Here is a 16,575-nt window from a genome sequence, read left to right on the forward strand (position 1 = left end):
CGCGCCGGGGCCGGCTCACCTCCACCGGGTGATGCCCGCGGGCCGTGACGTGGCCAGCATGGAGGGAACGAGCCTTCCCGGCAGGGAGAAGAGTGCGCTCATGCGATACGAGATCCGCATCGACGGGCAGATGTCGGAGACGCTCAGCGGGGCCTTCCCCGAGCTGAAGAACTTCGTCATCACCGACGAGACGGTCCTGTTCGGCCCCGTCACCGACGAGGCCCACCTGTACGGGCTGCTCGCCCGCTTCCAGGCCCTCGGCCTGCACGTGGTGGAGATGCGCCGGCTCCCGGAGTGACCGGGAGCCCGCCCGACCGGAAACGCCCTGCCACCCGCTCCGGGTGATGCGGGCGGAGCCGGCTCATCCGCCGTCCGGGGGCGGCCCGGTCGGCCGTTCCGCGCCCGCGCCCGCGCCCGTGCCCGAGCCCGTGCCCACGCGGCCGCTCGCGGCGAGCAGCGCGATCAGGGCGAGCAGCACGAGCAGGATGAGTACCAGCAGCAGGATGGTCAGCACCGTCGGGTGGTTCCAGAGCGCGAAGACCAGGACCACCACCAGCATGGCGCCGAGGGTGATCCAGCGGCGGTGGGCCTCAACCCAGGTCCCGGCCCTGCCCGTGTGGATCCGGTGCCGGTCCGCCCACAGCGCGGCGGAGTCCGCGGTGCGGTCGGAGCCGGCCCGTACGGCCTGCGGCAGCCGGCCGGGGCCGATCAGATAGGCGCCGAGGGCGATGACGATGCCCAGGGCGATCGTGGTGCGCAGGCTGACCCGCAGGAAGCGCACCACCGTGTCGAAGATCGCCGCGGCTGCGGCCGGCGACTGCACCTGTGCGGGCAGGTGGTCGAGGTAGTAGCGCCGGCCGATGACCAGGCCGATGGCAACGAGCAGGCAGCCGAACGCCGCGCCCAGCGCCGTCCACGCGAGCGCGCGGCGCCGGTGCCGGGCCAGCAGCACCCCGCCCGCGCCGAGCAGCACGGTGATGACGGGCAGCCAGTTCCCGAGCACGTCCAGCAGGTGGGCGGCGTCGCGGATCTTGCCCAGTTCCTCGGAGTGGAACAGCACCATCTGCTTGTTCACTTCCGGGATCTTGCTCGCCGGGGACAGTCCGGCGTTCACGAGAGCGTCCTTGACCTGCTCCACGAGCGTGCCGATGTCCAGGGTGACCGTGCCGTCGGAGACGCCGACCGCGCCGCGCCCCTGGCCGGTGAGCGCGTGCACGACGGCCGTGTGCGCGACCCGGTTCGCGCCCGTCCAGACGTCGGCGAACTGGTCGCTCTCCACGATGCGGGTGGCCACCTTGCCGACCGCCTCGTCGATGGCGGAGTCCACCTGCGGGGCCAGAGCCCGTACCGCGTCGGCAGCCCGGGGCGGCAGGCCCTGCGACTCCAGCCAGTCGGCCACGTCGTCGGTGACCGCCCGGGCGTCCACGCGGACGGCGACGGCCTCGGTGGCCCGGTGGACCACGGCGTCCTGGACGGCCTCGTTCCTGGCGAGGGGGGCCATCGTGGCCACGTACCGGTCGGTGTCGAGCACGATGTCGTGCACCCACACGGTGACCACCGAGACGGGCACCAGGATGCAGGTCAGGACGAGGATGACCGCCGAGACCGCGCTCTGCACCATGCGGCCCGCCGGCGATCCGCGTGCCCCGCCGTTCGCCTCGCGCGCCGCGCTCCCGGAGGGCGGCGGTTCCGGAGCGGACGGTTCGTTCGGAGAGGACATGGCAGCTCCAGGGCAGATGGACGCTCTGCCTCCATTGGCGCCCGGGCGGGAGTGCTCGGCACGCCTGGTGGTCCGTCCGGGTTCAGCGGTGGGTGCCGCCCGGCCCGTCCGAGGGCCGGATGCGGCGCTGCGGGGTGTGCGGGTAGGGGTGCGGACCCCGGGCGGGGTCCGTGTCGTAGCCGCCGTCGGGCGCGTACGCGTACGCCGGCCCCGGCCCCGGCTCGGGCTGCGGCTTGGGCACGGCCGTGTCCGGGGCGACCGGGACCTGGAGGCTGCCGTAGCGCTCCATCCGCTGCCAGCGCAGCCGGGAGCCCGCGACGGCGGTGACGCCACCGCCGGCGGCCAGGGCCCGCCGGACGCCCCCACGATCAGCGCCGTGATCGCGAGGATCCACCCGAGGCACCCGACCGCGTCCGCGAGGCCGTTCGGGCCCTCGGGTCGGCCCGGCTGCCCGTCCCCGCCTTCCCCCGGTCCGTCCCGCCCTCGTCCGTGCGGCATCCGCCCCCGCCGCTCGTGCCGTACGGGGGTTCTTCCCGCCCGGGACGCTCGAACACCCCCGCCCGGAACGGGGGACGGGGGTGTTCGACGGTGCTCGACGGTGTTCCCGGGCGGCCGTCACATGCCGAGTGCCCGACGGAGCCCGACCCGGTCCGTGCCCAGCTTGGTGAAGACCGCGGACAGCAGCTCCGGGACCGCCGGGCCCTCGATGCGCAGCTCCTTGGCGATGGCCGCGTTGTCGAGGCCGAGGGCGGCATGCCGGGCCGCCGCGTTCTCCGCGACCGTCAGCGTGTCCTGCTCGGAGGTGTGCAGCCGGCGCGGGCGCATACCGGCCGATGCGAGCTGGGTGCGGGCCCGCTGGGCGAGGTCCTCCGCACCGCACGCGACCGCACTCTCCATGCCCCGGTAGAGCTGCTGGGCCGCCCGGTGCGGATCGCCGAGGGTCTGCAGGGCCGTGCCGTGGTCGATGAGCGCGTGCGCGAACTCGTAGGCGGCCGGGGACTGTTCCAGGTGGGAGACCGCCTCCTGCAGCAGGACGGTCGCCTGCACCGGGTCCGTGGTCGCCGCCGCGACGCGCAGCGCCTGGCCGATCACACTGGGCGCGCCGAACACGCGGGCGCGGGCCACGGCCTCGGCCGCCGTGGCCCGAGCCAGCTCCGGGTTGTACGTCGCCTGCGCCAGGGCCAGGTCGAGCTGCCAGGGACTCCACGAGGGGTTCCGCGTACCGCGCAGATCGAAGCGCCTGCCCGCGGCGGCCAGCTGCTGCTCGGCCTCCTCGAACCGGCCCTGCGCCAGCAGGAGCCTGCCCCACACGGCCTGCGGGTCGGGATAGACGATGGCGCGGGGGAACCCCTCCGCCAGCCGGTAGGTGCGGGCGACCTTCTCGGCCTGGGCGAGGTGGCCGCGGGCGAGCAGCGTCTCGATGAGGGTGCCGATGGCGTACCACTGCGCCGGGATGTCGTGCCCGATGCGGTTGGCGATCTCCAGGCCGCTGCGCACGAAGTCCTCGGCCTCGGCGAACCGCCCGCGCCGGTAGCGGACGTACCCGAGCAGGGTGTACACGAACGACAGGTGCGCGCCGCGCCACCCCTTCGACTCGAACTCGACGATGCCCTGGTTGAACAACTCCTCGGCGCGGCCCGGCTGGTCGCAGTACATGAGGGTGACCGCGATGACGGCCGGCACCTCGAAGCCGAAGTCCTGGTCGGTCCAGCTCATGCCCCCGTCGAGCGCCTGCTCCGCGAAGTCGAGGGAGGTGGCGACGGGCTCCCCGCGCATCGCGGCGTCCCAGGCGCGCAGCCCCAGGATGTGCCGCTCGGCCAAGCCGCGGCCGACCAGCCGCTTGGCGAACTGGGCGAGGAGCCGCGACCTGGCGGGCGAGTTCTCCTCGTCGACCCGGACCGCGTTCCACTTGAACTGCTCGGCCTGCATGCGCAGCCGGGTGCGGGAACTCGTGGCACGCTGGGCCTCGTCGGCCAGCAGCCCGGACGCCTCGGCCAGCTGACCCGTGTGCGCCAGCGCCTGCGCGAGCCGGTACGTGATCGACTCCCGGAGGCCCTGGGCGATCTGCGGCTCCTCCAGTGCCGTTCGGAGCTGGTTGATGGTCGTCACGGGGTCGTGCAGGAGGTTCGCCGAGCCGAGTTCGAACAGCACCTCGGCCCGGTCCTCGGCCTCGGGCGGTTCACGCAGCGCACGGGCGAGATAGCGGCGCGCCGCGTCGGGCGCCCCGGCGGAGAAGCTGTCGCGCGCGGCCTGCCGCAGCTGCTGCACCACCCACGGGTCGCCCTCGGGGTGCATCTCCAGCAGATGGCGCGCGGCGGCGGACGTGCCGTGCCCGTCGTCGATCAGGGCCTGTGCGGCCACGCCGTGCATGGCGACACGCACGCCGGGCGGGATCGACCGGTAGACGGCGGTGGCGATGAGGGGGTGGAAGAACTCCACGACCTCCTTGCTCCGCAGGCCGGTCAGGACGGTCAGGATACGGGCGGCGCGCAGCTGCTCGATGGCATCGGCGGCCTGCGCCTCGCCCAGCGCTGCGACACGGCCGACGATGCCGGTCGGGACCGCGGTACCCACCACCGCGGCGGCCCAGGCGAACCGGACGGTCGACGTCCCGAGCTGCTCCAGGCGTTCGATGAGACCGCTGCCCTTGACGGCGGAGGCCAGGTCGCGCAGCTGCGCGATGTTGTCCTGGTGCGGCTTCAGCCCGCGGTCGCGGCCCTTCATCGCCAACTCGACGACCTCGAAGGGATTGCCGCCGGTGATGGCCCAGCACTCGCGGCAGAACACGTCGTCGGCGCTCGACCCGAGGGCGTCGCGGACGATCTGCGTGACCGCGCCCGTGGTGAGCGGAGCCAGGTCGTGCGGCCGGGTCCCACGCCGCCCCATCAGGTTGCGCAGGCCGCCGGCATCGGTGGGGATCTCGTCCGGACGGCAGGCCACCATGATCAGCATGGCCAGTTCCTCGGCGCGCGCCGCGAACGCCGTCAGCCACGCGAGCGATTCCGCGTCCGCCCAGTGCGCGTCGTCGAGGATGAGGACGACCGGCGCGCTGCGCACCGTCAGCTGGGTGACGACCCAGTCCAGGCCGTCGCGAACACCCTGCGGATCCGGCGCCGTCGCACCCTTCCGGGCCGCGGTCAGGCCGAGCGCCGGGGCGACGATGGTGCGCCAGTTGCCGAGGGCGGCACGCCGCTCGTCCTCGGCCATGGCGGCGAAAGCCGGCTGGATGAGCTGTCGCATCACGTGGAACGGCACCTGCCGCTCCTGTTCGCCGCCGCGTGCGAACAGCACGGTGCAGCCCTGGCCCACGGCGTACCGGCGGGCCGCGCCGAGCAGCGTGGTCTTGCCGATGCCGGCCGACCCCGCGAAGGTCAGCACGCCTCCACGGCGGGGGGCCGCACCCGGGACCTGGTCGGATCCGCCGCGCAGATCGTCCACTGCGCGTCGGATCGCCAGCATTTCGGACTCCCGCTCGAGCAGGGGCTCGGCCGCCCCTCCTCTGGGTTCCATGGCATACGACATTTCCTGCCCCCTCCTGCGCGTGCGGCCGAGTGTATGGCTCTGGGGACGAGACGTTGCCGATTCACCTTGTATTCTCCGTATCCCGCCACCCGTGCGAGTGCATGCTGTACCCTCCGCGCACCTTCTCGCGGTGCATTGATCGAGAAATGGCGGGAAGCGATCGGCGGGAGAACGCGGACGATCGGACCGCGCCGGTGGTCCGGCGCGGACGGTACGAGTGGGTCGGACGGTCAGCGGCGCGCGACCGGGATCATGGGGAGTTCGCTCGGCTGGGGGATCCCGGCGGGAACCTCGCGCACGGCGACCCCCGGGGCGGGCCGGAGGTGCCACCGGGAGACCACGCTCGCCACCACGGTGAGGATCTCCGCCACCGCGAACGAGTCCCCGATGCACTTGTGCTGGCCGGCCCCGAACGGGATGTACCGGTGGGCGCGCGGGCGTTCGCCCCCGTCCCGCGCCCAGCGGTCCGGATCGAAGACCCCGGGGTCGCGGAACAGCGCGGGGTCCCGGTGCAGCGAGTACGGGCTGTAGGCCAGCTCGGCCCCTTCGGGGACGGACACGCCGCCGAGGGTGAGCGGGGCCAGGGCGCGCCGGGTGAAGAGCAGCGGCGAGTGCAGCCGCAGCGCCTCCTGGAAGACGTGTTGCGTGTACGTCAGCCCGGACAGGTCCGAGGGGCGGACGGGGCGGGTGCCCACCACCGCGTCGACCTCGGCGTGCAGGCGCTCCTCGACCTGCGGGTGGCGGCCGATCTCGTGGAACATCCAGGCCAGGGTGGTCGCGCTGGTCTCCGTGCCGGCGAGCATGATGGCGATCACCTCGTCCCGTACCTGCTCGGGGTCCATCGTCCGGCCCGTCTCGGGGTCCCTGCTCGACAGCAGCAGCGAGAGCAGGTCGTGGCGGCCCTCCGCGTCCTGGGCCCGGTACTGGGCGATCACCTCGTCGATGATCCCGCGGAGGCGCTCGGCGGCCGTGTCGAACCGGCGGTTGAGCGGAATCGGCAGCCGGTCCAGGGACTTGGGCATGACCGCGCGCAGCAGCATGCCCTCCAGGACGACCGGCAGGGAGCGTTGCACCTCCGCGACGGCGGGGCGGCTCAGCTCCCCCGAGAAGATCATCTCGGCGACCGAGGACATCGCGTAGCGGCGGGTCTCGGTGACGATCGAGACCTCGCGTCCGTCCGTCCACGACGCGGACATCGCCTCGGCCTGCCGGCACATCGCCTCGGCGTACTCGGTGATGTGGTTCCGGTGGAACGCCGGCTGCATCATCCGCCGCTGCGCGCGGTGGAAGTCGCCGTCGGTCGTCGCGATCCCGTTGCCGAAGACGGGGCGGAGCCTGTCGAAGATCCGCCCGCGGCCGAACCGCTGTGCCTGCTGGACCAGTACGGAGTGGACGTGCTCAGGGGTCGTCAGGACGTGGACGGGCCAGGTGCCGATGTCGATCCGGACGACCTCGCCGTGGTCCCGCAGTGACTCCAGGAAGGCGATCGGCCGCCGCCACAGTTGCAGGGCGTGGCCGAGGAGCGGTAACCGCCCCGGGGCCACGGGGGCGCCGGCCGCGGGGCCCCCTTGTTCCACGTGTGCCATGGGCGGACCCCCTGTCATGCCACCGATACCAGGTCCGGGCGGGTGTACGCAGACTCCAGCCCGGCCGCGAACCGTTCGTCGCTGTACCGCGTGCACTCGTAACGCTGCCACAGATCCGCGCCGATCATCCAGTCTTCATAACTGCGCACGCACCGGGAGACCGCCGTGCGCAGGGCCGGGTCCCCGGTCCCGTCCCCGGCGTCCAGGACCCGGAGGAGGCGCTGTTTGCAGTCGAGGTACTCGTCGATGCGGTCGTGGATGCGGTCCTCCACCGCCCGCAGCGCGTCGGCGAGCGAGCACCGCTCCCAGGCGGCGATGAGGGAGACGAGGTTGTTGTTGTCCCCGCAGGAGTGCTCCTTGGGCAGCGAGAACACGTCGTTCTCCCAGCCGATGACGTCCAAGGCGCTCGCGACGACCTCCCGGAACTCGGGGAGGTCGTGGATCCGCTGCGGCAGGTCGATGCCCAGTCCGGCCTCCACCATGTCCATCATGGGCAGCAGTTGGGTGCTGTGCCGGCGCAGGAGGACGTGTTCCTCGACCGTCGGGCGGCTGCCGGCCCGCCTGTTGCCCGCCTCCCGGTCCAACGAGCGCAGCACGAGCCGGAAATGGGACCGGAAGCGGGCTGCCGTCGGCTCGGACAGCCCGGCCAGGATCCGGTCGTACAGCTCGGTGAACCCGCGCACGAGCGGATTCCCGTGCGCCGGTGCGCTGTTGACCCGCCCCGTCCCCAGGTACTCGGTGATGGCGCCGACGACGGGCTGCCAGTCGGCCAGCCGGCCGTTCCTGATGAGGTGGTCGTGCTGGTCGTCCAGGACGAAGGACCAGGCCATCCACTTGGCGAGCAGGACGATCGTCTCGTACGGCACCTCGCCGCTCACCCGGCCCGCGAGGTGGCCGAATCCGATGCCCGCAAACTGGTCCACGGCATCGGTGACGAGTTCGTGACGCACCGCCCAGGACGTGGCCTCCGCATTGGCGTGCGCGGCATGCGGGTGCTTCGTGTTCCCGAAAGGCAGATGAAAATCCGGAACAGTTAAACCGGTGAGCCCGAACATTTGGTCCCCCCCCGTGAAGAAGTCTCGTCTGTCAGTATGCGCCCACTGTGGAACATGAGCGCTGCGACCTGGAGTGTTCCCCATTTGCGACGGAATTTTCATGGGGATGTGTGATGTTTGTGGGGAGGAATCGGTCGTATGTCGAACGGATCCGGTCATCTGCAAAGCAATTAACCCTCAGGGGGTACAGCGCTGTCAATGTGGGACAGCGGGGGAGGGTGAATTGATCCCGAAAATCTGTGCTGTCTATTCGTACAGAATATGCGGATGGCATAGTCGCCGACGGCTGCCAGTGCGGGTGCGCACCGCCGGTGCCGGTTGGCCGGGATGCTGCGGGAGAGCGGGCAAGTGCCCGAAGAGCGCCTTGGAGACAGGGGGTTCTGCCTAGACTGCGGGTGGACACGGCCGTCCGGGAGGGGTGGGGAACGTGGTCGAGAATCGTCCGGCGGAACCGGATGACGGCGGCCCCGAGGCCGAAGTCCTGGGCTCCTATCTGGAAGGAGTGCGGGCCCGTTTGAGCGGGGAGCGGTTCGACGTGCTCATCCGCACCGTCCAGACCACCTGCGCCCTGCTGGGGGAGGGCCACCACCAGGCCGTACTCGAAGTGCCCGGCGGCAGCGAGCTGACCCCCGACCTGCAACGCGAGTACGTCTCCCTGCTCGCGGTGATGATCACGGGGCGGCTCGACCACCACCTGGTCGAACTCGCCGCCCCCGAGGGCGACACGGGCTGGGCGGTCGTCGAGGACACCGTCCCGCGACACGACGACGTCGAGCGGATGTGGATCCGGGCGGAACTCGAGGGCATCCTGCGCGCCGGCCACCCGGCCTCCCCCTGACCGCCGCCCGCGGCGGGCGGGGGAGCGCGGTCACGTACGCCGCCGCCCCGCACTCCCTGCGGCGCACCGACCGCGGCAAGGTGTACGCAGACCGGGTCGGCAAGTACGGCACGGGCGCCGCGAACGCCGTGCGCGACGCGTTCGAGGCCCGGCGGATCCCCGGCATCGTCTGACCCCGCGCGGCAGTCCCGGCGGACGCACGGGGCTTTGCGGACTCCCGTCCCGGAGGCGGCAGTTCCGGAGACGGAAGTTCCGGAATCCCCGGGGCGTCCGGGGCGTCCGGGGCGTTACCCGGTCAGGTCGCGCAGCTGCTGTACGCACAGCACCACGAACAGCAGCCCGGCGGCCCCCAGCATCGCGTTGCTCAGCGGCCCGTTGCGCCAGGCGGCGGGCGTGCGCGCGGAGTTGAGCAGCCGCAGCAGGGTCAGGGCCAGGAACGGCATGAAGAGCGCGCCGATCACCCCGTACACGACGACGAGCCCGAAGGGCTGGTCCAGGAAGAGCAGGCTGATGGGCGGGAAGGTGAGCCAGAGCAGGTACGCGCGGAAGGGCAGCGACCGCTCGGGGCTCGTCCCCGCGGCGACGAGGGACGGCCGGTACTTGGCGACGAAGTCGGCGAACATCAGGCTGACGCCGTGCCAGACACCGATCAGCGAGGTGTAGGACGTGGCGAAGAAGCCGACGAGGAACAGCTTGGCGGTCGCCGCCCCGTAGCGGTCCTCCAGGACGCCGCTCAGGTCGAGCAGCCCCTTGTCGCCCTTGGCCAGCGCCACGCCGGACGAGTACAGCAGCTCGGCCCCGACGAACAGCATGGCGACCACGAAGACGCCGGTGGTGAGGTAGGCGATCCGGTTGTCGAGCCGCATCACCCCCATCCATCCGGTGCCCGTCCAGCCCTTGGCGTTGACCCAGTAGCCGTACGCGGCGAGCGTGATCGTGCCGCCCACGCCGCCGATCAGACCGAGCGTGTAGAACAGCGAACCGTCGGGCAGGACCGGCACGAGGCCGGCGAGTGCCGAGCCGAGGTGGGGCGTGACCCGGATCGCGAGGTAGACGGTCACCGCGAACATCACGCCGACGAGGCCCGTCATGACCTTCTCGAAGACGGCGTACCGGTTGAACCACACGAACACCAGCCCGGACAGGCCACACAGCACCGCCCACACCTTCAGGTCCAGCACGCCCGGGAACAGCGCGGCCAGCGGGAGCGCGCTCGAGGACATCGCGGCGGCGCCGTAGACGAACCCCCAGACGACGACGTACCCGGCGAAGTAGACGCTGGTCCAGGAACCGAGGCTGCGCCAGCCGTCGAAGAGGGTGCGGCCGGTGGCGAGGTGCCAGCGGCCGACGGCCTCGGCGAGGGAAATCTTGACCAGGCAGCCGATGACCGCCGCCCACAGCAGGGTGTAGCCGAACTTGCTGCCCGCGATGAGGGTGGCGACGAGGTCTCCGGCGCCGACGCCGGTCGCCGCGACCACCAACCCCGGACCGACGGACCGCCAACTCGGTTTGCGTGGCGTCTGGTTCTCGCCCGCTCCGGTGCCGGTCTGGGTGGTGTCCGCCATCCGTGGCCGCCTTCCCGTTCGCCCTGTCGGTGATCCGGATCACCAAAGCGGCTCGGCGGCTCTCACGCAAGAGGACCTCCCCCGCCGGAGCACTGCCCGCGCACCGCTCGCCGACCTCCGCGGGGCCCGGGAGGAGCGGAGGACGCCGCCCGCCCGGCCCGTGCGGTCCGCGTGGCGTGCGGGGCGGCGGGCCCGGCCCGTCTACCGTGGGCCGGTGCGCATCGCCCCCCTCGCCGTCGCCGTGGTCGTCGTGCTCGGTGCCACCACCCCGTCCTGTACGCGGACGGCGTCGCTCCCGCCGCCCGCTCTGCCCGTGGAGGCCCCGGCCCGGGACCTGGCCGCCCACGTGACGGGGGTCCCGCAGGCCGCGCTCGCGGCCACGTACCGCCCCGGCTGCCCGGTCGGCCCCGACCGGTTGCGGCTGGTCCGGATGAACCACTGGGGCTTCGACGGCAAGGTGCACCGGGGGGAACTCGTCGTCCACGAACGCGTGGTCCGCCCGCTGCTGTACGTCTTCGGCAAGGCCTTCCGGGCCCGGTTCCCGATCCGCCGGATGCGGCCCGTCTCGGCGTACGGCGGCGACGACGCGAAGTCGATGGCCGACGACAACACCTCCGCATTCAACTGCCGCCGGGTCACCGGGGACGCCTCCCGGCTCTCCCGGCACGCCTACGGGGACGCCGTCGACATCAACACCGTGGAGAACCCGTACGTGGACCGGAACGGCACCGCCCACCCGCCCGCCGGCCGGCCCTACCTCCGTCGCGACCGCACCGCGCCGGGCGTGATCCGCCCCGGCGACGCCGTCACCCGGGCCTTCGAGGAGGTCGGCTGGCGCTGGGGCGGCCGCTGGTCCAACCCCGACTACCAGCACTTCTCGGCGACCGGCGGCTAAGCGGCCATGTATGTCTTCCAGTCGGCGCCGCTGCCGCCGTCGGAACCGGTCACCGGGGCCAGGATCTTGCGCGCCCGATCCCCTTCCCCGGCCATCGATTTCCTGGGACGCGGGGCGGGACACCTCAAGGGTCCGGCGGTACCCTCTCGCCGCCCTCCCGATCGCCTCGGGGTCCGGCAGCGGCCGTCCCCGCGACACCCGGCGTTGGCAGGGACGCCACACCCAGCCTCTAACTTCCTCAGCGCTCCCCCCGCTACCCCCCCGTTCTCCCCCTCTTCGAGGAGTGACCGTGGAACGTCGTACCTTCCTGCGCGGCGCTGTTGTCGGCACCTCCGCCGCCGCCTTCGGCGGCACGCTCATGCGCGGCGCCGCCTACGCCGCCCCCGCCCAGCCGGGGCCCGGCCCGTACGGAGCGCTCGGCCCGGCCGACGCGAACGGAATCATGCTGCCCAGCGGCTTCACCAGCCGGGTCATCGCCCGCTCCGGCCAGACCGTCTCCGGCACCTCCTACACATGGCACAATGCCCCCGACGGCGGCGCGTGCTACGCCGACGGCACGGGCTGGATCTACGTGTCCAACTCGGAGATCAACCCGTCCGGCGGGGCGAGCGCGGTCCGCTTCAACTCGTCGGGCGCCATCACCTCCGCGTACCGGATCCTCTCCAACACCCGCCAGAACTGCGCGGGCGGCAAGACACCGTGGAACACCTGGCTCTCCTGCGAGGAGGTCAGCCTCGGCTACGTCTACGAAACCGACCCGTGGGGCGTGAACGCGGCCGTCCGGCGGCCCGCGATGGGCCGGTTCAAGCACGAGGCGGCCGCGGCCGACCCGGTCCGGCAGGCGGTCTACCTGACGGAGGACGAGTCGGACGGCTGCTTCTACCGCTTCCTCCCCACCACCTGGGGCAACCTCTCCTCCGGCACCCTCCAGGTCCTGGTCGCCGGCTCCGGCACCTCGGGGTCCTTCGGCTGGCAGAACGTGCCGGACCCGGACGGCTCGCCCACCACCACCCGCAACCAGGTGTCCGGGGCGAAGCGCTTCAACGGCGGCGAGGGCTGCCACTACGCCAACGACACGGTCTGGTTCACCACCAAGGGCGACAACCGCGTCTGGCAGCTCAACCTCGCCGACAACACCTACGAGCTGGCCTACGACGACTCGCTCGTGGTCGGCGGCAGCGCCCCGCTCACCGGCGTCGACAACGTCACCGGGTCCTCGTTCGGCGACCTGTACGTCGCCGAGGACGGCGGCAACATGGAAATCTGCGTGATCACCCCGGACGACGTCGTCGCCCCGTTCTTGCGGATCACCGGACAGTCGTCGTCAGAGATCACCGGGCCCGCCTTCTCGCCCGCCGGCAACCGGCTGTACTTCTCCAGCCAGCGCGGCACCAGCGGCAGCTCCTCCGGCGGCATCACCTACGAGGTGGCCGGCCCCTTCCGCACCTGACACCGCCTCCTCCTCCCGCACTCCACGGCGCGGCCCTGCCGGACACCCCGGTGGGGCCGCGCCCGCCGCCTCCCTGTGTGGAGCCGTGTCCAGCGGGCAGAGCAACTGTGTGACAGCCGCCCGGGCCGGACGGTGCATGCCCTCGGCCGGGCGGGGTAGACGCGTGCGAAGCCCAAAGGAGAGGTGAGGACGTATGGCCGCTGACATGGCCGACCTCATCGGCTACAAGGTCGAGGCCTCCGACGGGACCATCGGCAGGATCGACCGGCACAGCGAGTACGTCGGGCGGCAGTACATGGTCGTGGACACGGGCCCGTGGATCTTCGGACGGCATGTCCTGGTGCCGGCCTCGGTCGTCACCCGGGTGGACGAGGAGAACAAGACGGTCCACCTGTCCGCCACGCGGGCCGAGGTCAAGGACGCGCCCGAGTTCGAGCACGGCCAGCACAACGACGACATGGCGGCCATCCAGATCATCGAGCACTACTACGCGAAGAACAGCCACACCTGACCCCGCACCCCGCGCCCCCGCGCCGACGCTCAGCGGCGCGGCGGGCGCTTGGCGGCCGATTTCAGGTACCTGCGGAGGGCGGCCCCGTCGTCCATGACATCGCGGTCGCCCTCCCCCACGGGCCACCCGTTGACCTCCATCGCGGGGGTCCCGCGGACCCAGGACTTGCCGAGGGCCTGGTCGGCGGCCTCGACGAACTCTCGGTGCCGTGCGGTGCGCACGGCGTCGTCGAAGGCGGCGTCGCGCAGTTCCTCGATCGTGGCGGCCAGGCCGAGCAGGCCGTTGGTGCTGAAGCCGCCGCGCCGTTTGGCCGACGCCTGGCCGTCGTAGACCGCCTGGTGCAGGTCGACGAACTTGCCCTTGTCCAGCGCCGCCCGCAGGGCGTTGACGGCCCGCTTGGACCCGGGGCCGAGGAACGAGCCCAGCGCGAACTGGAGCTGGAGCTCGCCCGCTGCTGCCATCCGGAGCAGGCGGGGGCCGGTGCCGGTGATCTCGAACTCGGCGCAGGCGGGGCAGCTCGGGTCCTCGAAGAGCTTGACGGTGAGCTTCGCCGACGGGTCACCGACCACGATGGTGGTTCCGTCCGAGCCCAGTGCCTGCGCCACGGGCCCGATGGGCCCGGTACCGCGCTCGCCCCTGTCCAACCCTCCCAGCGGCAGGCATCCGGCAGTCGCCGGCGCCAGCGCGGCCGCCCCGATCGCTGCGAGCACCTGTCGTCTGGACTTGACCTGCATGTATGTCTCCTCCCCTGGTGTGGAGAGGTGAGCGTACGCATCCCGGCCCGGCCCCCCGGCCCCCGGGGTCGCCCGAACCGTCCGCCCGACCGGGCACTGTGCGGCCCCGCCGCCGCGCAGCCGTCCCGATCCGGCTCCGGCGGTCAGCCGGCGGCCGGTATGGGAGTTGCCGCCGGGCCCGTGACCTGGGTCGACCAGTCCGCCAGGTCGGCCGCTTCGGCGGCCGAGTACGCGGCCCAGGCCGTGTAGCCGTCGGGGCGGATCAGGAACAGTCCGCGGCCGTATCCCTCGTAGGCGCCTATGCGGGCCGTACGCAGCTGCGGCAGCGGCGGGAGCTGCTCCGGCAGGTCGGTGTCGACGGCGAGCAGGGTGAAGTGCGGTCCCCGGAAGGTGTCGAACAGCCGCAGCCCGTCGCGCCGGCCGTCGGGGGCGCGGTCGCCCGCGGTGAGGGCCTCCTCAGGCAGGCCGGACCGGTTCTCGCGGGAGAGCGACGAGCCCCGGTGGTGGATGCCGAGCTGGCGGGTGGCGGCCCCGCGGCGCGCCTCGCCGCGGTGGATGCGCGTGGACAGTCCCAGCACGGCGGCCGCCTCGGGCAGGCGCTCCTCCTCGTACGTGTCCAGCAGGGCCTCGGGCGCGCCGTCGCACAGCACGGCGGCGAGCTTCCAGCCCAGGTTATAGGCGTCCTGGACGCTGGTGTTGAGGCCCTGGCCGCCGGCGGGGGAGTGGATGTGCGCGGCGTCGCCGGCCAGGAAGACCCGCCCCTCCCGGAACCGGTCGGCGAGCGCCGCGTTCACCGTGAAGTCCGAGGCCCAGCGAACCTCCCGGACCTCCTCGGCCCGGACGTGGGTGAGCTCGGCGACCAGGGCGCGGATGTCGTCGGCGGAGAGGTCGGCGCGCACCTCGCGGTACTGGCCGACGAACTGGAACTCCTGCGTGTGGGGCAGCGGGCACAGGGCGGCGAAGCCCCGGCTGCCGTCCTCGGCCGGCGGGAAGAGGTGCCAGTTGTCGCGGTCCAGGTGGTCGACGACCACATCGGCCACGACCAGCGGGGTGGGGTCGATGCGTTCGCCGGACATCTTGATGCCGGTGAGCCGGCGGACCGTGGACCGGCCGCCGTCGGCGCCGACCACGTACCGCGCGCGGACCGCTGCGGCCGGGCCGCCGTCCGACGAGAGGAGGGCCTCGGCGCCGTCGGAGTCCTGCGTGAGAGCGGTGAGCTCCGTGCCGAACCGCACGTCACCGCCCAGTTCCCGCAGGCGGGCCAGGAGGATCTCCTGCGTACGCCACTGCGGCAGTATCCAGGGGCCCGTATACGGGTCCTGCTCGGTGGGGTCCGCCTCGTCGAACATGTTGTGCTCGCCGAGCCGTACGCCGTCCTGCCAGGCCATCCCGACCGGGGCCGGGCCGCCCCGGCGCAGTACCTCCTCCAGCACGCCGAGGTCGTCGAAGACCTCCAGCGTCCGCGGCTGGATGCCCTTGCCGCGCGAGCCAGGGAACAGCCCCGCCGCCCGCTCCACCACCAGCGGGCGCACACCCCGCCGCGCCAGACAGCAGGCCAGGGCCAGGCCGGTCGGGCCCGCGCCCACCACCAGCACATCGGTCCCGCCGCCCGACCCGTCCGCGCCTCCGGCCCCGTCCACGTCCACGTCCCCGCTCCGGGCCCCGCTCACCCCTGCGTTCGCCTTCGTGCTCATCGTCATCCCCGTTCGTCGTCCGGGCGCACTGCGCGCCCGCCCCGCTTCCCCGCTCCCACTCTCCTTAACGTCGTTAAGGAGCTGATGTCACCAGGATGTCCTTAACGTTGTTAAGCTGTCAACCCCGATGATCCGGACGCCGCACGTCCGCGCGCCCGCAGGAGAGAGGCCGGCGATGACCCCCAAGCCCGACCGCACGCCGCCCCGCGTCCCGCCGCTGAGCCGCGAAACCGTTGCCGAGGCCGCCCTGCGCCTGCTGAACGAGACGGGGCTGGAGAAGCTCACCCTGCGGGCCATCGCGGCCGAACTGGATGTGAAGGCTCCCGCGCTGTACTGGCACTTCAAGAACAAGCAAGAGCTCATCGACGAGATGGCCACCGAGATGCACCGGCGCATGACCGCCGACCCGGCGGCCGTGCCGCAGCCGCACGAGGCCGGAGCGGACGGGCCCGCCTGGCGCGCGATGATGCTGGCCGGCAACCGCCACCTGCGGCGCACGCTGCTCTCCTACCGCGACGGCGCGCGCGTCTTCAGCGGCTCCCGTTTCACCGGCACCGGGCACGGCGAACAGGTGGAGGCCCACCTCCGGGCCCTTCAGGAGGCCGGCCTCGACCTGCCGCAGGCCGTCCGCGCCCTCGCCACGACCTTCGTCTACACCCTGGGCTTCGTCACGGAGGAGCAGGGCGTCCACCCCGTCCCGGGCGAGCGGCGGGAGGGCTTCGACCTGGCCGAACGCGGCGAGCGCCTCGCCGACTACCCGCTCGCCGCAGCCGCTGGAACGCACCTCTTCGAGGACTACGACGCCCAGTTCGAGGAGGGGCTCCAGCTCATCCTCGACGGCATCGGCGCACGCTACGGCGCGAGCTGACCTCCGTACGCCCGCGCCGGCCACAGCGGGACCGCCACGGCCGGCGCCTCGAACCGGATGGCCGTGATGCCGTCGAGCGCGGTGACCGCGAGGGCGGGGCGGCTCCGGAGCACACCCCGGCGCGGGCCGTCGGCCAC

At 72.6% G+C, this 16,575-nt stretch carries 15 protein-coding genes; 6 read left to right on the forward strand and 9 right to left on the reverse strand.

What is annotated here, in order from left to right:
* The first annotated feature begins 100 nt into the window (after window positions 1–100).
* The gene (locus AC068A_RS01240; protein ID WP_385422656.1) at window positions 101–298 is read left to right on the forward strand and encodes a hypothetical protein; all 198 of its coding nucleotides are present in this window, start codon (window positions 101–103) and stop codon (window positions 296–298) included.
* Between the two features lie 63 nt (window positions 299–361).
* Here AC068A_RS01240 and AC068A_RS01245 read toward each other — a convergent pair whose 3' ends face one another.
* The 5 genes from AC068A_RS01245 to AC068A_RS01265 all read right to left on the reverse strand — a co-directional run bounded on the left by AC068A_RS01245 (window position 362) and on the right by AC068A_RS01265 (window position 7,778).
* Window positions 362–1,720 (reverse strand): hypothetical protein, encoded by a 1,359-nt coding sequence (locus AC068A_RS01245; RefSeq protein WP_478578993.1) that lies wholly within the window; start codon window positions 1,718–1,720, stop codon window positions 362–364.
* A gap of 82 nt (window positions 1,721–1,802) precedes the next feature.
* Window positions 1,803–2,114, reverse strand: coding sequence for a hypothetical protein (locus AC068A_RS01250; protein ID WP_478578996.1), 312 nt, complete (start codon window positions 2,112–2,114; stop codon window positions 1,803–1,805).
* Window positions 2,115–2,335: 221 nt separating this feature from the next.
* Window positions 2,336–5,230 carry an ATP-binding protein gene (locus AC068A_RS01255; protein ID WP_478578998.1) on the reverse strand — a complete coding sequence of 965 codons (2,895 nt, stop codon included), beginning with the start codon at window positions 5,228–5,230 and terminating at the stop codon, window positions 2,336–2,338.
* Window positions 5,231–5,472: 242 nt separating this feature from the next.
* Window positions 5,473–6,828, reverse strand: a complete 1,356-nt coding sequence (locus AC068A_RS01260; RefSeq protein WP_478579001.1) for a cytochrome P450 — start codon at window positions 6,826–6,828, stop codon at window positions 5,473–5,475.
* A gap of 14 nt (window positions 6,829–6,842) precedes the next feature.
* Window positions 6,843–7,778, reverse strand: coding sequence for a terpene synthase family protein (locus AC068A_RS01265; RefSeq protein ID WP_478579004.1), 936 nt, complete (start codon window positions 7,776–7,778; stop codon window positions 6,843–6,845).
* A gap of 532 nt (window positions 7,779–8,310) precedes the next feature.
* Here AC068A_RS01265 and AC068A_RS01270 point away from each other — a divergent pair.
* Window positions 8,311–8,721: a hypothetical protein gene (locus tag AC068A_RS01270; protein ID WP_478579007.1), complete on the forward strand. Its 411-nt coding sequence runs from the start codon at window positions 8,311–8,313 to the stop codon at window positions 8,719–8,721.
* A gap of 287 nt (window positions 8,722–9,008) precedes the next feature.
* Here AC068A_RS01270 and AC068A_RS01275 read toward each other — a convergent pair whose 3' ends face one another.
* Entirely contained in the window at window positions 9,009–10,286 is a 1,278-nt protein-coding gene (locus tag AC068A_RS01275; RefSeq protein WP_478579010.1) for an Nramp family divalent metal transporter, read from the reverse strand.
* A gap of 214 nt (window positions 10,287–10,500) precedes the next feature.
* Between AC068A_RS01275 and AC068A_RS01280 the strand changes: the two genes are divergently transcribed.
* From AC068A_RS01280 to AC068A_RS01290, 3 genes are all read left to right on the forward strand, one after another.
* The gene (locus tag AC068A_RS01280) at window positions 10,501–11,181 is read left to right on the forward strand and encodes a M15 family metallopeptidase (protein ID WP_478579013.1); all 681 of its coding nucleotides are present in this window, start codon (window positions 10,501–10,503) and stop codon (window positions 11,179–11,181) included.
* A 289-nt stretch (window positions 11,182–11,470) separates the two neighbouring features.
* A complete protein-coding gene (locus AC068A_RS01285; RefSeq protein ID WP_478579016.1) occupies window positions 11,471–12,631 on the forward strand; it encodes an alkaline phosphatase PhoX in 1,161 nt (386 codons plus the stop codon).
* A 193-nt stretch (window positions 12,632–12,824) separates the two neighbouring features.
* Window positions 12,825–13,142: a PRC-barrel domain containing protein gene (locus AC068A_RS01290; RefSeq protein ID WP_478579019.1), complete on the forward strand. Its 318-nt coding sequence runs from the start codon at window positions 12,825–12,827 to the stop codon at window positions 13,140–13,142.
* Window positions 13,143–13,171: 29 nt separating this feature from the next.
* Here the strand turns inward: AC068A_RS01290 and AC068A_RS01295 are convergent, their stop codons facing one another.
* Both AC068A_RS01295 and AC068A_RS01300 read right to left on the reverse strand, forming a co-directional pair.
* Window positions 13,172–13,876, reverse strand: coding sequence for a DsbA family protein (locus AC068A_RS01295; RefSeq protein WP_478579021.1), 705 nt, complete (start codon window positions 13,874–13,876; stop codon window positions 13,172–13,174).
* A gap of 143 nt (window positions 13,877–14,019) precedes the next feature.
* Complete coding sequence (locus tag AC068A_RS01300; protein WP_478579024.1) at window positions 14,020–15,570, reverse strand: FAD-dependent monooxygenase; 1,551 nt, start codon at window positions 15,568–15,570, stop codon at window positions 14,020–14,022.
* 175 nt (window positions 15,571–15,745) lie between these two features.
* Here AC068A_RS01300 and AC068A_RS01305 point away from each other — a divergent pair, with 175 nt between their 5' ends.
* The gene (locus AC068A_RS01305) at window positions 15,746–16,438 is read left to right on the forward strand and encodes a TetR/AcrR family transcriptional regulator C-terminal domain-containing protein (protein ID WP_478579026.1); all 693 of its coding nucleotides are present in this window, start codon (window positions 15,746–15,748) and stop codon (window positions 16,436–16,438) included.
* On the opposite strand, the gene AC068A_RS01310 is transcribed toward AC068A_RS01305, so the two are convergent.
* Window positions 16,423–16,575: a hypothetical protein gene (locus tag AC068A_RS01310; protein WP_478579029.1), complete on the reverse strand. Its 153-nt coding sequence runs from the start codon at window positions 16,573–16,575 to the stop codon at window positions 16,423–16,425. The two genes, AC068A_RS01305 and AC068A_RS01310, sit on opposite strands and share 16 nt — an antisense overlap.

Source organism: Streptomyces sp. NPDC043854, from assembly GCF_056436005.1.

What these genes read in the sequence shown, in the direction of transcription:
- AC068A_RS01300 (WP_478579024.1), bottom strand. Translation starts at nt 15,570, where the DNA reads ATGAGCACGAAGGCGAACGCAGGGGTGAGCGGGGCCCGGAGCGGGGAC.
- AC068A_RS01290 (WP_478579019.1), top strand. Translation starts at nt 12,825, where the DNA reads ATGGCCGCTGACATGGCCGACCTCATCGGCTACAAGGTCGAGGCCTCC.
- AC068A_RS01245 (WP_478578993.1), bottom strand. Translation starts at nt 1,720, where the DNA reads ATGTCCTCTCCGAACGAACCGTCCGCTCCGGAACCGCCGCCCTCCGGG.
- AC068A_RS01260 (WP_478579001.1), bottom strand. Translation starts at nt 6,828, where the DNA reads ATGGCACACGTGGAACAAGGGGGCCCCGCGGCCGGCGCCCCCGTGGCC.
- AC068A_RS01240 (WP_385422656.1), top strand. Translation starts at nt 101, where the DNA reads ATGCGATACGAGATCCGCATCGACGGGCAGATGTCGGAGACGCTCAGC.
- AC068A_RS01305 (WP_478579026.1), top strand. Translation starts at nt 15,746, where the DNA reads ATGACCCCCAAGCCCGACCGCACGCCGCCCCGCGTCCCGCCGCTGAGC.
- AC068A_RS01255 (WP_478578998.1), bottom strand. Translation starts at nt 5,230, where the DNA reads ATGGAACCCAGAGGAGGGGCGGCCGAGCCCCTGCTCGAGCGGGAGTCC.
- AC068A_RS01295 (WP_478579021.1), bottom strand. Translation starts at nt 13,876, where the DNA reads ATGCAGGTCAAGTCCAGACGACAGGTGCTCGCAGCGATCGGGGCGGCC.
- AC068A_RS01275 (WP_478579010.1), bottom strand. Translation starts at nt 10,286, where the DNA reads ATGGCGGACACCACCCAGACCGGCACCGGAGCGGGCGAGAACCAGACG.